8 protein-coding genes are annotated in these 14,494 nt (G+C 70.3%); 4 read left to right on the forward strand and 4 right to left on the reverse strand.

Translation table 11 applies throughout. From position 1 onward, the window contains the following. Positions 1-288 precede the first annotated feature (288 nt). The gene (locus ALI22I_RS25020; protein WP_143532424.1) at positions 289-4,650 is read right to left on the reverse strand and encodes an FkbM family methyltransferase; all 4,362 of its coding nucleotides are present in this window, start codon (positions 4,648-4,650) and stop codon (positions 289-291) included. Between the two features lie 59 nt (positions 4,651-4,709). Further along, positions 4,710-6,053 carry a glutamine synthetase family protein gene (locus ALI22I_RS25025; RefSeq protein ID WP_077007997.1) on the reverse strand — a complete coding sequence of 448 codons (1,344 nt, stop codon included), beginning with the start codon at positions 6,051-6,053 and terminating at the stop codon, positions 4,710-4,712. 150 nt (positions 6,054-6,203) lie between these two features. On the opposite strand from ALI22I_RS25025, the gene ALI22I_RS25030 reads away from it, so the two are divergent. Genes ALI22I_RS25030 through ALI22I_RS25040 form a run of 3 tightly spaced genes read left to right on the forward strand, consistent with a single transcriptional unit; the run spans position 6,204 to position 9,044 of the window. Continuing rightward, positions 6,204-6,857 (forward strand): LppX_LprAFG lipoprotein, encoded by a 654-nt coding sequence (locus tag ALI22I_RS25030; RefSeq protein ID WP_077007998.1) that lies wholly within the window; start codon positions 6,204-6,206, stop codon positions 6,855-6,857. Further along, a complete protein-coding gene (locus tag ALI22I_RS25035) occupies positions 6,854-8,419 on the forward strand; it encodes an MFS transporter (protein WP_238598561.1) in 1,566 nt (521 codons plus the stop codon). Before ALI22I_RS25030 ends, ALI22I_RS25035 begins: the two co-directional genes overlap by 4 nt. Before the next feature lie 31 nt (positions 8,420-8,450). Beyond that, the gene (locus tag ALI22I_RS25040) at positions 8,451-9,044 is read left to right on the forward strand and encodes a TetR family transcriptional regulator (protein ID WP_077007999.1); all 594 of its coding nucleotides are present in this window, start codon (positions 8,451-8,453) and stop codon (positions 9,042-9,044) included. A gap of 563 nt (positions 9,045-9,607) precedes the next feature. On the opposite strand, the gene ALI22I_RS25045 is transcribed toward ALI22I_RS25040, so the two are convergent. After that, a complete protein-coding gene (locus ALI22I_RS25045) occupies positions 9,608-10,804 on the reverse strand; it encodes an MFS transporter (RefSeq protein WP_143532425.1) in 1,197 nt (398 codons plus the stop codon). Between the two features lie 308 nt (positions 10,805-11,112). Beyond that, positions 11,113-12,828, reverse strand: coding sequence for an NAD+ synthase (locus tag ALI22I_RS25050; RefSeq protein WP_077008000.1), 1,716 nt, complete (start codon positions 12,826-12,828; stop codon positions 11,113-11,115). Positions 12,829-12,913: 85 nt separating this feature from the next. Between ALI22I_RS25050 and ALI22I_RS25055 the strand changes: the two genes are divergently transcribed. Continuing rightward, positions 12,914-14,464: an alpha/beta hydrolase gene (locus ALI22I_RS25055; protein ID WP_443216966.1), complete on the forward strand. Its 1,551-nt coding sequence runs from the start codon at positions 12,914-12,916 to the stop codon at positions 14,462-14,464. Positions 14,465-14,494 lie beyond the last annotated feature (30 nt).

Genomic DNA, 14,494 nt, shown 5'->3' on the forward strand with positions numbered 1-14,494 from the left:
GGGCTTTGTGTTTCCGTGTTTCGCTTGTGTTGAAAGCTTAGCTGGTTCGTTTTCGCGGTGTCAAATCGGCCGGTTTCGGCTTCTCGGCTCCGCGATGAACTCGCTTTGCATTCAATTTGTTCTTGTTCCAGAGCCGAGGCAGCACCTTGTGCTACTTATTCGCTTCTGGAGGCTTGCGCCGCAGTAGTCTACTCGGCCCGATTCGCGGTGTCAACCGCTCGTTCCGAGGTTCTTGCTGGCGACTCGACAAAAGTTACTCACGACCTTGACCGATGTCAAATCGCCTGGTCAGCGGGCTGCGGGAGCGGTGCGGACCGGCGCGGCGACCTGCGGACCGGGGCCCTTGGGCGCCACCGGACGCGGTCGCAGCCACAGCGAGGTGGTCCGCATCCCCTGCATCGCGGCCACGATCTGCTCCGGTGAGGCCACCTCGCGGGTGGCCACCGGCACCAGGTCGTAGCCCCAGATCCGGAACTCCTTCAGGACCGTGACCGGATCGTCGCCGAAACCCTCCGTCGCCGAGGCGGAGAACTCCAGGAACACGTGCGGGCGATCCCGGCGCAGCAGGCGCACCAGTCCGGCCAACGCCCGGTGACCACGACCGGGAGCGTCCACCCGGACGACGGACAGCTTGCGGCCCTGCAACGCCGGCACGGCCTCCAGCTCCTTGTCGAGCCTGGTCGCACGCACCCTCGGCACGTCGTCCCCGGCGTCCTCCGGCAGCGGCGACACCGACACACCGCCGGTCAACGCCGGTTGGGTGGCCAGCTCGCCGGTGCTCTCCCACGCGGCGGCGTCCACCAGGACGAGCTGTTGGGCGAGCCGTTCGGGCAGGTTGACGTCGACGTTGTGCCGCAGCAGCGCCCGCGCGGACGGGCAGGGCTCGACCGCGACCACGGCGCCGCCCGTGCCGAACCGGCTGAGCATGCGCACGGTCTGGTAGCCGACGTACGCGCCGACGTCGAGGAAGATGCCGTCCGGCTCGACCACCGAATCGATCAGCTCCGACAGGTCGGTCTCCCACACCCCGTTGCTGGACAGCATCGGCAGCATGAACGCGTCGTCCGACGGCAGGCGCAGCAGGCCGACGTCGGTCAGCACGAGAGAACTGCGCGGCACGGTGTCGCTGTGCCGTTCGTGCTCGCGCACCACCACCCGGCGCAGCGCGTCGGCGGTCTGCTGGGCCTGGTTGGCCGCGCGCAGACCCGAGTCGAGCTTGGTGTCGCGGTCCCGGATCACGTCCACGACCTTGGACTCCAGCGAGTCGATCCGGTCGAGGGTGCGTTCGAGCGCGACGGCGAGCTTGTCGATGCGGTGGGCCAGGGCGTCGCTCTGCTTGGCGCGCTTGGCGGCCTCGCCCACCACGGCGTCCTCGATCTCGCGCAGCCGCCGTCCCTGGCCGGCCATGTCGGCGCGCACCCGGACCACGCCGTCGTCGATGCCGACGAGCTGGTCGGCGAGGTGGCCCTGGTGGTCGGCGTGCTGTTCGAGTTCGGCGCGCAACACCTCCAGTTCGCCGAGACCGACGCCGGTGGAGATGTCGTCCTGGCGGCGGACCAGCTCGGCGACCGTGCGCTCGACCCCGTCCACCAGAGAACCGAGCACGTCACGCATGTGGTTGTCGTAGTGGTCGAGCACGCGCAGGACCATCTTGCGCAGTTGCGGCGCCATGGGCGTGCGGCTGGCCGTGCCGACGTCCGGCTGGCGCAGCAGGGCGTGCTTCGCCGAGTGCAGCGCCTTCATCGGATCGACGGTCGGTGAGGGCTTGGCGCGGCGTGCGCGCCAGCCTCGGTAGGCGTGCTCGACGCGTTCGCGGAGGAGTTCGCCGACCTTGGCGACGTCGCGCGTGGCGCGGACGTGCTCGCGTCCCTTGCTGCCGATGGCGACGGCGGCGGGCAGGTCGTCGGCGAGGGCGTGCATGAGTTTGGCGGCGGCCTGGATGTCGGGTTCGACGCCCTGGCGGCACGGCACGAAGATCACGGCGGACTTGTCGAACAGCTCGACGACCGCGCCGTGCTGCGAAGTGAGGATCGGTGTGGCAACGGCCGCGTGCCGGGCGAGCGTGTGCGCGATCCGGTCGTCCGCGCCGCCCCGGTGCAGGTGGACGAGGCAGTCCACGGTGCCGAGGGTGTCGACCAGTTCGATGCGCGGGTCGCCGGCGGTGGCCAGGCGCAGTCGTTCGGCGGCCTCGGGGTGGGCTTGCGCGTGGGTGACCTCGATGCGCAGCGTCACGTCGGTGCGGTCCGGGAAGGCGGAGAGGAACGCCGAGACGGCCCCCAGCACGTTGCCCGCGCGGTCGATGGTGTGGTTGGCCAGGGCGCCGAAGATCACGCCTTCGTGCTCTTCGGGTTTCTTGGCGTCGGCTACCCGCACCGGGAGCGGGAGAACGCGGACGGCCGGGCCGCCTTGGCGTTCCCGGGCGACGCGGGTCGTCTCGGAGGGGACCCAGAGTTCGTTGGCGTCGGTCGGCTGGTCGTCGTCGTCCATGAGGTAGTCGACGACGAATCGGCTGTCCGGGACCTGGTCGTTGGTGCCGACGCGGACCACGACCGGGTAGCCGGCGGTGGTGGAGGTCGGCAGGCCGGAGGCGCGGGCGGCGGCGTGGACGAGTTCGGCGATCGGGCCGGTGCCGAGGACGGAGACGCCGAGCTGGTCGTGCAGGACGGGGGCTTCGGCTCGGGCACGCGGGATCGCGCTCACCGGCAACCGGCCCGCGGCCACGCCGACGCTCGCGCACCAGTCGCGGAAGGCCACGCTGTCCGCGCCGAACGGGTCGGGGAACTGGGTGCGCAGCGCCGGGTCGGAGCGCCAGAGGGCGGCGGCCCAGCGGGTGCTGCCCCGGAGTCCGGGTGCGGGCTCACTCGCCCAGGCCACGAAACCCGCTCCGCCGTCGGGACCGAAGGCGGGGGGTGGGGTGGTGCGGACGGCCGGGGATTGCGTGCGGCCGGAGGTTGGGGTGGTGGCTGGGGTGGTGGCTGGGGTGTGCTCGACCGGGCCGGGTTGGGGCCGGTCGGAGGCGGGCTTGGGGTGGTCTCCGAGGGTGCCCGGCTGGGGCGCGGGGGCGGTGCGGTCGGTAACCGAAGCGGCGACACCGGGCTGGATCCGACCGGACGCGGGCACGGTGCGGCCGGTGGTCGGCTTGGCCTCGACGGCGGCGGATTTCGCGGAGGTGTCCGGGGTGGCCTGGCTATCGGCCGACGTCGAGGCACCAACGGCCGGCGCGCTCGGGTCGGCGGGCTCAGCGGCTGATCGAGCGGCGTTCGTCGAGGTCGACGCAGGGGAATTCGGGGCTGCCGGGCTGTCGGCGGTGGTCTTGGCGTCGGCAGCGGACTGGAGTGCGTCGGCGGCTGGTTTGCCGGAGCCGGCCGGAGTCGGCGCGGACCCGTTCAAACTGGCCCGGCTGTCGACCGACATCGCGGTGCCGATGGCCGGCGTGCTCTGGTCGGCGGGCTCAGCGGTTGGCCGGGAGCCGTTCGCCGAGGTCACAGCCGGGGTGTTCGAGTTGACCAGGCTGTGCGCGGAGGTCGTGACGTCGGCGGCCGGCTCGGTGACCGGTCGGGCACGGTCGGCTGAGGGCGGCGCGGCGGGGGTCGTGGCGGGCTGGGTGTCGGCGGAAGTCGCGGCACCGGCGGGGTGGAGCGAGTCGGCGGGCTCGGCGGAGGAGGTCCAGCCTTCGGGGCTGAACGCTGAGCCGGGGTGGGTTCTGGCGGCTTGGCGGTAGTCCGCGCGCAGTTCGTCCGGGATCTGGGTGCCGTCGGCGAGTTGGCCGAAGCCGTAGCGCACCTTCTGCGGCGTGTGGCCCTTGCGGATCAGCTCCGCCCGGTACGTCGTGCACAGTTCGGCGAGGTGCGGGTGTTCCGACAGGAGCACGCGCGGGCGGTCGGCGAAGTGTGCGGAGAGCAGCCAGGGGCGTTGGGGGTCGAAGCCGGCGAAGTGGACGCTGCGCACCGGCTCGCCGAGGGTCGTCAACGCCCCGTCCGGGCTTCGGTGCAGGTCGCGTTGGGGCGCGTTCCACACCGACAGGCCGACCGTCGCGTCACGCAGCACGTGCAGGTTCACCAGCGCGGGCGCCATGTCGAGCACGGCCTTGGTGGCGTCCGGGGTTCGGCGCAGCTGCACGTCCAGGGACTGCAGGAACGGCTCGGCACCAGGCGCGACCAGCAGGAACCCGGGGTCGAAGACGCCCGTCTCCAGCAGTTCGGTCGGCGTGGGCCGCAGGCCGTCGTCCGGCAGCGGGCGCAGCGATCTGGGCAGCAGGACCAGCGGGCCGCGGCGGACGGCGGCCTCGACCAGTTCGGTGAGCGGGTTGAGGACCTGCACCCACGGGTCCAGGTACAGCACCGGCACGCCCTGGCCCAGCAGCTGTTCGAGGAGCTTGGGTCGCAGCACGCCGCACAGCTGCGCGGCGGTGCAGCCGGTCGCCAGCTCGGCCAGTTCCTCCCGGCTCATCCCCAGGTCGGCGGGGGTGACCAGGCCCGGACCGGAGTTCTCCGGCAGGGCGTCGACCACCAGCGCCAGGAACCTGGCCTGGGGGTGGTTGGCCAGGAACGAGCTGGACAGCACCTTCACGGCGGGCAGCTCGGCGGCGGTCGCCACCGTGCACGCGATGAACGTGGGACGGGATTCCGAACGCGCGGGCACCTCGGTCACGGTCTGCAAACCTAGCTTCTCCGAGTGGCCGGTGCGGACCACCCGCACAGGTGTTTCCCTCACAGGACCGGCAACAGGGTGCGCAACTCGTACGGCGTCACGCTGCGCCGGTACGCGTCCCACTCGGTGCGCTTGTTGCGCAGGAAGAAGTCGTACACGTGCTCACCCAGCGCTTCAGGGAGCAGTTCGGAGTTCTCCATCTCGGTCAACGCCTCGCCGAGGTTCTGCGGCAGGTTGTCGTACCCGGCCGCACGTCGTTCCCGGTCGGTCAACGACCACACGTCGTCCTCGGCGGGCGGCGGCAGCTCGTAGCCCTTCTCGATGCCCTTGAGGCCGGCCGCGAGGATCACCGCGTACGCCAGGTACGGGTTGCAGGCCGAGTCCAGCGTGCGGACCTCCACCCGACGTGACGACGACTTGCCCGGCGAGTACATCGGCACGCGGACCAGCGCGGACCGGTTCGCGTGGCCCCAGCACACCGCCGTCGGCGCCTCGCCACCCACGATCAGGCGCTTGTAGGAATTCACCCACTGGTTGGTCACACCGGAGATCTCCCGGGCGTGCTTCAACAGCCCGGCGACGAACATCTTGCCCGTGTCGGACAGCTGGTACGGGTCCTCGGCGTCGTAGAACGCGTTCCGGTCGCCCTCGAACAGGCTGACGTGCGTGTGCATGCCGCTGCCTGGCTGGTTGGTGAACGGCTTCGGCATGAACGAGGCCCGCACACCCTGGGTGATCGCGACCTCCTTCACCACGTACCGGAACGTCATCACGTTGTCGGCCATGGTCAGCGCGTCGGCGTAGCGCAGGTCGATCTCCTGCTGGCCGGGCGCGCCCTCGTGGTGGCTGAACTCGACCGAGATGCCCATCGCCTCCAGCGCCTCGATGGCGTGGCGGCGGAAGTGCGTCGCGGTCTCGTGGCTGGTCTGGTCGAAGAAACCGCCGTTGTCCGCCGGAATGGGCTCGGCCCCGTCGTCCGGCAGCCCCTTGAGCAGGAAGAACTCCATCTCTGGGTGCACGTAGCAGGTGAAGCCCGCCTCACTGGCCTTGGCCAGGGTGCGGCGCAGCACGTGCCGCGGGTCCGCCCACGACGGCGAGCCGTCCGGCATGGCGATGTCGCAGAACATCCGCGCCGAGTAGTGGCTCTTGTCCGGCGTCTGCCACGGCAGCACCTGGAACGTCGACGGATCCGGCTTGGCCACCATGTCGGATTCGTAGACCCGGGCGAAGCCCTCGATGGCCGAGCCGTCGAAGCCGATGCCCTCGCTGAAGGCGCCTTCGAGCTCGGCGGGCGCGATCGCGACCGACTTGAGGAAGCCCAGAACGTCCGTGAACCAGAGCCGGACGAACCGGATGTCGCGTTCCTCAAGGGTGCGGAGCACGAACTCCTGCTGGCGGTTCATGACACGAAGCCTAGGTAAGGACGGTTAACCTCGCGTTGCCGACTCGGCCGAACGTGCTGCACCGTTTGCCGCCTTGACCGGAAACCGCAGGTCATGGCCCCGATCGGGTGTTTTGCCCTGTCCCGTTCCAGTGGGATCTACGATTCACCCATGCTCCCTCGTCGCACCCTGATCGGGTCGCTCCTGCTCGCCCTCGTGGCGGGCTGCACGTCGTCGGGCGGCGGCGGTGGTGACCTGCCCGCCGGGTCGGAACTGGTGACCAAGGCCGCCGCGGGCATGAAGTCGGTGACCAGCACCCACTTCCTGATCAAGGTCGACGGCGAGCTGCCCGGCGTGCCCGTGAAGGACGCCGAGGGCGACCTGAACGCCGAGGGCGAGTCGAAGGGCCGGGCCAAGATCGACCAGTTCGGCCAGCTCATCGAGGTCGAGTACGTGCTCGTCGGGCAGGACCTGCACTTCAAGGGTCCGACCGGCGGGTTCACCAAGCTGCCCGCGGCGCTCGCGGGCCAGGTGTACGACCCGACCGCGATCCTCGACCCGGACAAGGGTGTGGCGCGGGTGCTGGCCGAGGCGCGTGACGCGAAGACCGTCAGTTCGGCGGACGGCGTTTCGGTGGTCACGGCGACCGTGCCGCGTGACATCGTCGCCGGGCTGGTGCCGGGTATCGACTCCGACGTGGCCTCCACGTTCACCGTGCGTGAGGACAAGCTGGAGAAGGCGCTGTTCGAGCTGCCGAGCGGGGCGAAGGTCACCGTCGAGCTGACCGACTTCAACAAGCCCGTCACCGTTACGCCGCCCGCGTGAGCTCGGCGGTGAACTCGGCGGTGAAGGCGCGGCGGTTGGCGATCGGCGCCGGTGCCCTCGCCGTGCTGCTGGGGGCGCTGGACGCGTACGTGGTCGTCGGCGTGCTCGTGGACATGGTGCGTGACCTGGGCATTCCGGTGAACCACCTGGAACGCGCGACGCCCGTGGTGACGGGGTACCTGCTCGGGTACGTGGCCGGGATGCCGTTGCTCGGGCAGCTGTCCGACCGGTTCGGGCGGCGGTTGGTGCTGCACCTGTGCCTGGTGTTCTTCGCGGTCGGGTCGGCGGTGACGGCGCTGGCCGGTGATCTGCCGCTGCTGGTGGCCGGGCGGGTGGTGCAGGGGCTGGCCGGTGGGGCGTTGCTGCCGGTGACGATGGCGTTGGTCGCGGATCTGTGGTCTTCGGAACGGCGGGCTTCGGCGCTGGGTGTGGTGGGTGCGGCGCAGGAGTTGGGCAGTGTGCTGGGCACGCTGTACGGCGTCGGTGTGGCGTCGTTGTTCAACGCCTGGTCGTTCTTCGAGTCGGTGGAGCCGCAGAGCTGGCGGTGGGTGTTCTGGGTGAACCTGCCGTTGGCCGTGGTCGCGATGGTGGTCGTGCAGTTGACCGTGCCGCGGTCTTCTTCGGCGTCGTCTTCGGGGTCGTCGGTGCGGATCGATTTCGTCGGCGGCGGGTTGTTGGCGTTGGCGCTGTCGTTGCTGGTCGTCGGGCTTTACAACCCTGATCCGTCACGTTCGGTGCTGCCTTCGTGGGGGCTGCCGGTGCTCGGTGCGGCGGTGGTGGTGTTCGTGGCGTTCGTGCTGTGGGAGCGGCGGTCGTCGGTGCGGCTGTTGGACCCGACGGGGGTGGCCATGCGGCCGTTCCTGGCGTCGCTGGGGGTGTCGTTGGCGGCCGGTGCGGCGTTGATGGTGACGTTGGTGGACGTGGAGCTGTTCGCGCAGACCGTGCTGGGGCGTGACTCGGCCGCGGCGGCGGGGATGTTGGCGCGGTTCCTGATCGCGTTGCCGGTGGGTGCGTTGGTCGGTGGGTGGTTGGCGGCGCGGACCCGGCTCGGTGACCGGTGGGTGTCGTTCGCCGGGTTGGCGGTGGCCTGCTCGGCTTACGTGTTGATCGCGCAGTGGCCGGCTTCGGTGTCGTCGTTCGTGGTCGGGCGGGACCTGGCGGTGGCCGGGTTCGGGCTGGGGTTGGTGATCGCGCCGGTGTCGGCGGCGGTGCTGCGGGCCGTGCCGTCCGCGCAGCACGGTGTCGCGTCGGCTGCGGTGGTGGTGGCGCGGATGACCGGGATGTTGGTCGGCGTGGCCGGGTTGTCGGCTTGGGGGCTGCACCGGTTCCAGGAGCTGACGGCGGACCTGGACACGCCGTTGCCGTTCGGGATGTCGCCGGAGGAGTTCGCCGAGAAGGCGGCGGCTTATCGGGAGGCGCTGACGGCGGCGTTGCTGACGGAGTACCACGAGATCTTCTGGATCACGGCGGCGATCTGCGCGTTGGGCGCGGCGGCGTCCCTGCTCCTACCCCGCACGACTTCGACCCGGACCAGGACTCGGACTCGATCTCGGGTTCGGTGAAGGCAACGATCCGGTTGGTTATCATCGCGACGTGGCCTGGAACACCGAGGAAACGCGTCGACGCCTGAAGGAGGCGGCAGTCGTGGAGTTCGCCGCGCACGGGCTGGCGGGCACTCGGGTGGAGCGGATCGCGGCGCGGGCCGGGGTGAACAAGGAACGGCTCTACAACTACTTCGGTGACAAGGAACAGCTGTTCACCACGGTGTTGTCGGACGAGCTGGCAAAAATCGCCGCAGCCACGCCGTTCGATTCCCTGCGGGACGTCGGCGAGTACGCGGGCCGGTGCTTCGACTACCACGTGGCCCACCCACACCTGGTGCGGTTGTTGCAGTGGGAGGCCCTGGAGTACGGAGACGCGGCGGTGCCCGACGAAGACGGACGGGTCGCGCACTACCGCCGCAAGGTCGAGGCTTTCCGTGCGGCGCAGGCGGACGGCTTGCTGGCACCTTCGCCGGTAGCCGCGGATCTCATGTTCATGATCGTGGCACTGGCCGCGTGGTGGGCCGCCGTCCCCCAACTGGCCCGGATGGTGACCGGCCCAGTGGACGTCGCACGGCGACGTGCGGCGGTGGTCGAGGCGGCTCACCGAATGGCATCATCTGCGCAGGTCACAGCCACGCGGTAGACTCGTGATGCCATGATCACCAGCAACACGATCGGGTGATCATGACCCGAACACCTACAAAAAACGCCGTTATCGACCGACTAAAACGTCGGTTGAAACAACGAGGACCGCGACCAACCCCCGACGTGCACCAACCACCCGACCACCAGCCACGAGCCGGTGGCGGCAACGACGAGCCGGCGGCGGCGCAGACGGACTGCCGGAAACAGACCCGGCACCAGCCGAACCGCCAGCCCCGAGCCTCAGCCCTGAGCGCCAGGCCGGACGGCGACACGCTCGGGCAGAAGCGATCTCGCGGCGTCAGGCCGCGGTGCGGCCCGGCCAGCGGCGACGGACCAGCGTCAGGTGCAGCCGTCGCCGGTGCCAGGGCGAGGGTGCAGCGGGCACCGGGCTGGGGCTAGGCACGGGGCCGCGGCAGGGCACCGAGGCTGGGGCTGTGCTTTAGGGCGCAGCAGACCGGAGCCGGGGCTGGGCTCAGGGCGCGGCAGGCCAGCCGGGGGTGTGGGCGGGTACCGGGGCGGGGGCTCGGGTGTGGGCGGGTACCGGCGCCGGCCCGGCTGGGGTCAGGGGGCGGCGGGTACTGGGGTTGGGCGGGCGCCGAGGGCGAGGGTGGCGGCGGCGAGGGTTAGTAGGGCGGCGAGGGTTAGGCAGATTGTGGCGAAGCCGGCTGGGGCTAGGGCGGTTACGAGGACTGGGCTGATGCCGCCGCCTAGACCGACCAGGAAGCCGTAGCCGGCCAGGCCTGCTCCTCTTGCCTCGCCGGAGGCTTGGCTGACCAGCGATACGAGTGCGGGGATGGTGACGGCCAGGCCTGCTACGAAGATCGCGCTGCCGACCAGCAGTACGGGGAGTGTGGGGGCGGTGGCTTCCAGGGCTAGGCCGGAGGCGGCTACGAGGAATGCGGCTGGGGCTACGCGGTGGGCGGTGAAGCGGGTGATCAGGGGGCCTGCGAACAGGCCTAGGGCGATGCCGGGTAGGCCGGGTAGGCGCAGTAGGAGGAGGTCGGTGGCGTTGTGGATGCCGTAGCGCTCGCCGACGGTTGTGGTCAGGGCGGTGTACATGCCTACGAAGGTGAGTAGGAGGGTGATTGCGCCTGCGTAGGCGACTAGTAGGGGTGGGCGGCGGAGGAGGTTGCCCAGGCGGGTGAATGTGGCGGTCAGGGCGGTGGGCGTTGGGCGGGGGATTTGGGGGAGGCGGGTGATGGCCAGGGCTACGGCTAGCAGCATGGGGACCAGTAGCCAGAAGACCCAGCGCCAGTTGATTGCCTTGTCAACGCCCAGGGCGTACGCCTGACCGATCAGGCCGGCCAGGAGGAACGAGCCGGACACTGCCGTCACGCCTACTGCTCGGCGTGCGGGTGGGAGGGCTTCGGCGGCGTAGGCGAGTGACACGGACGGGATCGCTGCGGCCAGGAAGCCTTGCGCGGTGCGGGCCGCCAGTAGTGGGGCGAAGGCGGTGGACGTGCCTGCGATCAGGCAGACCACGGCGCCTGCGGCCAGGCCGAAGGCCATCACGTGGCGTCGGTCGTAGCGGTCGGAGATGGTGCCGAAGACGAGGGTGCCCAGGGCGAACGCGAAGCCGAAGCCGCCGCCTACCCACGCGGCCGTGGAGAGGGGGACGTCGTAGCGCTCCGCCACCCCGGACAGCAGCGGCACGGTGAGGTAGAGCTGGCCGACCGCGAGGATCACGGCCGCTACCAGGACTGCGACCAGCACGGGTGGGCGGGCCAGCTCGGGTGGGCGGTTGAGGGAGGTTCGCAACAGCGGTCTCCAGACGTGGCGCGGGACCCTAATTCCAACCTTGGCGTTGGAATTAGAGTACGGCGGGTCGGCTACCGACTCCAACGGTGGAGATGGAATGTGACGGGGGGAACGGCGACCGCAGGACGGGCGACCGCAGGACGAAAGGTCCGGGGCGGTGGGTGCGCCTGTGGTCGGGCGGGCCCACGGTGTTCAAGGGCAAGTCGCGAAGGTGCCCAGGGGCGGGTCGTGAAGGTGCGTAGGGGTCAGGCGTGAAAGCAGGTAGCGGTCGCGTTGGTGGGGCGACCGCTACCTGGTGACGAGAACGGTCAGCCCTCGCGCCAGCCGCTGGTGATGGGGAGACGGCGGTCGCGGCCGAAGGCTTTGAAGGTGATCTTGGTGCCCGGCGGGTACTGGCGGCGCTTGTACTCGGCCTTGTCGACCATGCGCAGCACCTTGTCGACCAGTTCGTGCGAGAAGCCCATCGCGATCAGGTCGCGGTAGCCCTTGTCGCCCTCGACGTAGTCGTCCAGGACCGAGTCGAGCAGTTCGTAGTCCGGCAGCGAGTCGGTGTCGACCTGGCCGGGGCGCAGTTCGGCCGACGGCGGCTTGCTGATCGAGTTCTCCGGGATCGGCGGGAGTTCGCCGAGCTTCTCGGCCTCGGCGTTGCGCCAGCGCGCCAGGTCCCAGACGAGCGTCTTGAGGACGTCCTTGATCGGCGCGAAGCCGCCCACCGCGTCGCCGTAGATGGTCGAGTAGCCGACGGCCAGCTCGGTCTTGTTGCCGGTGGCCAGCACCAGGTGGCCGTGCTGGTTCGACAACCCCATCAACGTGACGCCGCGGCACCGTGCCTGGACGTTCTCCTCCGCCAGCCCGGTCAGGCCGAGCTGGTCGACGAACGCGCTGACCATGCCCGCGATCGGCTGCTCCGAGTAGTGGCAGCCGGTGCGCTGGGCAAGGTCGTACGCGTCGGACTTCGAGTGGTCCGACGAGTACACCGACGGCATGGAGACGCCGTACACGTTGTCGGGCCCCAGGGCGTCGACGGACAGCGCGGCGACGACCGCCGAGTCGATGCCGCCCGACAGCCCGAGAACGACCGAGCGGAAGCCGTTCTTGTGCACGTAGTCGCGCAGCCCGGTGACGAGCGCGTGCCACACCTCTGCCTCGTCGGACAGCGGCTCGGCGGGCTGCGGGACGGGCAGCGGGTCGTAGGCCGGGAGTGGGTCATGGGACAAGGATCGGCGGTGGACCATAAACCCGGCGTAACTACCTTCGGTTCGCGGCGCGCCACCGGGGAGGTCCAGGTCCAGGACCACCAGGCGCTCCACGAACTGCGGCGCCCGGGTGATCAGCGAGCCGTCCGCGGCGACGACCATCGTGTCGCCGTCGAACACCAGCTCGTCCTGCCCGCCGATCAGGTTCACGTACGCGAGAGGCGCACGGGCCTCGGCCGCGCGGCGCGCCACCATGGGCAGTCGGGCGTCGTCCTTCTTTCGCTCGTACGGCGAAGCGTTCGGCGAGACCACCAGGTCCACGCCCGCCTCACCGAGTGCGGCGGCCGGCCCGCCCTCCTGCCACAGGTCCTCGCAGATCGCCATGCCGACCTCGACGCCGTGCACCCGCACGACCTCCAGCGCGTCGCCCGGCGTGAAGTACCGGCGCTCGTCGAACACGCCGTAGTTCGGCAGGTGGTGCTTGTTCTGCCGCGCCACCACCTCGCCCCCGTGCAGCACGGCGGCGGAGTTGCGCATCCCGCGCTCGTCGCGGTCGAGGTAGCCGACGAACACCGCCAGGTCGCCGCACCCCGCCTCGTCCAGCCTGGTCGCGAGCTTGGTCAACGCCTCCTTGGACGCCTCCGCGAACGACACGCGCAGCGCGAGGTCCTCGACCGGATACCCGGTCAGCACCATTTCGGGGAAGACGGCCAGGTGGGCGCCGGCCTCGGCGGCCTTGCGGGACCACTCGACGACGAGTTCGGTGTTGCCCGCCAGGTCGCCGACACAGGCGTTGACCTGGGCGAGGGCGAGTCGGAGCTGTGGCATGGAGGCATTCTCGCTCACTCGGAGCAACCTTGGCGGGCGTTGTGGCCGACGAGTCACACATACGATCGAAGGTGTGCGCCGTCGGATGATGTTCTTCCTCGCCCTCCCGCTCCTCGCCTCGTGCACGAGTGTCGTGCCCGGGTCACCCACCGCCGGGACCGCGCTGGAGCAGCGAGGACCGGCCGGCGCCGTGCCCGCCGGGTTGGAGCGGTTCTACAGCCAGCAGCTGGGCTGGGAGGACTGCGAGCCGTACGCGACGACCGGGTCGACGTCGACGCTGTTCAAGAACAAGAAGTCGATCGAGTGCGCCCGGATGGAAGTGCCGCTCGACTACGCCAAGCCCGAAGGCCGCACGATCAAGATCGGCCTGCTGCGGCAACGCGCGCTGCAGGACCGGATCGGGTCGTTGATCATCAACCCGGGTGGTCCGGGCGCGTCCGGCATGGCCGCCGCGGCGGGGCTGGCCTCGGAGGTGAAGTCGTCTGCGCTGGGCGACCGGTTCGACCTGGTCGGCTTCGACCCGCGCGGTGTCGGGGCGAGCGAGCCGCAGGTCAAGTGCCTGACCGACGCGGAACGGGATGCCGACCGGCTGGACAACGACGTGGACGCGTCGCCGTCGGGGGTGGCGCAGACCGAGGCGGAGAACAAGGCGTACGCGGAGAAGTGCGCGTCGGTGACCGGGGTCGACGTGCTGGCCAACGTCGGTACCAGGGACGTGGTGCGGGACCTGGACGTGATGCGGTCCGCGTTGGGCGACGAGAAGCTGACCTACCTCGGCTACTCGTACGGGACGCACATCGGCGCGGCGTACGCGCAGGCGTTCCCGGGCAACGTGCGGGCGCTCGTGCTGGACGGCGCGGTGGACCCGACGCAGAACCAGGTGGAGTCGCTGATCGCGCAGGGCGCCGGGTTCCAGAAGGCGTTCGACGCGTTCGCCGCGTGGTGCGCCACTCGTCAGGACTGCGCGTTGGGCACCGATCCGTCGAAGGCCAACCAGGCGTTCCGCGATCTGACGTTGCCGCTGGTGCAGCAGCCGGTGGGGGTGGGCGACCGGAAGCTGTCGTACAACGACGCCATCACCGGTGCCATCCAGGCGATGTACTCGGAAGAGCTGTGGGCGCCGCTGAACGCCGGGTTGGCCGAGCTGAAGAACAACCGCGGTGACGTGCTGATGCTGTTGGCGGACAACTACTTCGACCGCGACAAGCAGGGCCGGTACTCCACGATCACCGACGCGTTCGTGGCCGTGAAGTGCGTGGACGAGCCGCGGATGACGGACAAGAACGTGCTCAACGACGTGGCGCGCCGGTACAAGGCGGCCGCGCCGTTCCTGGACGACGGTCAGCCGGCGGCGGCCGCGCTGGACGCGTGCGCGTTCTGGCCCGTGCCGCCGAGCGTGCAGGAGCACAAGGCCGTGGCCGGGCTGCCGCCGGTGCTGGTGATGTCGACGACCGGTGACCCGGCCACGCCGTACGAGGCGGGCGTGAGCCTGGCGAAGGAGTTGGGTGGCGGGCTGCTGACGTTCGAGGGCAACCAGCACACCGTGTACTTGCACGGCAACGCGTGCGTGGACGAGGCCGGGCACGAGTATTTGATCAACCTGAAGCTGCCGGCCGCGGGAACGCGCTGTTCCTGAGGGTCACGCTTCCACCGGGCGCGAGGTCGC

Origin of the sequence: Saccharothrix sp. ALI-22-I (assembly GCF_001984175.1) — a bacterium.
Taxonomy (GTDB): domain Bacteria; phylum Actinomycetota; class Actinomycetes; order Mycobacteriales; family Pseudonocardiaceae; genus Actinosynnema.